We start from the raw sequence: 275 nt of genomic DNA on the forward strand, positions 1-275 counted from the left end.
CTCACCACCGCGGGATTCGGCACCCGCACCGACAACCCCGACCGTCCCACGCTGTACGAAGAAGGACCCTGGGTCTACAAACGGGGCGGTCTGTACTACATCGTGTATGCGGCCAAGTGCTGCCAGGAGTTCATCGCCTACTCCACGGCACCCAGCCCGACCGGGCCGTGGACCTACCGGGGAACCGTCATGCCCGCCCAGGGCAGCAGCTTCACCAACCACCCGGGGATCGTGGACTTCAAGGGCAACTCGTACTTCTTCTATCACAACGGCGC

1 protein-coding gene is annotated in these 275 nt (G+C 64.0%); it reads left to right on the top strand.

Features of this window, described 5'->3' with window-relative positions; all coding sequences use genetic code 11:
• On the top strand, nt 1–275 hold a 275-nt coding region (locus tag ADL01_RS27180), incomplete at both ends, for a family 43 glycosylhydrolase (RefSeq protein WP_159049642.1).

It is taken from the genome of Streptomyces sp. NRRL WC-3618 (assembly GCF_001280005.1).
GTDB lineage: Bacteria > Actinomycetota > Actinomycetes > Streptomycetales > Streptomycetaceae > Streptomyces.